The 276-nt window shown below is 64.9% G+C and carries 1 protein-coding gene; it reads left to right on the forward strand.

What is annotated here, in order from left to right:
- Positions 1–276, forward strand: a 276-nt coding sequence (locus tag FLQ03_RS18865; protein ID WP_206211058.1) for a hypothetical protein, incomplete at both ends; no start/stop codon positions are given.

Here is a 276-nt window from a genome sequence, read left to right on the forward strand (position 1 = left end):
TGCCGGGGATCTGCCTGTCGCTGGCGGATAAACCCGACGAGCTGGCGGCGCTGGCGCACTACTGGCAGCTGATTCGCCGGGAGTCCACCGCCCAGCTACCGGGGCGGGAGCATACCCTGGCGCTGCTGGCGCAGGCGGTCTTTACCCTGCTGCTGCGCAACGCCAGGCTCGACGATCATGCCGCCAGCGGGATGCGCGGCGAGCTGAAATTATTCCAGCGCTTTAACCAGATGATCGACAGCCACTACCATCAGCACTGGACGGTACCGGATTACG

Source organism: Vogesella urethralis, assembly GCF_007644045.2.
Taxonomy (GTDB): Bacteria; Pseudomonadota; Gammaproteobacteria; order Burkholderiales; family Chromobacteriaceae; genus Vogesella; species Vogesella urethralis.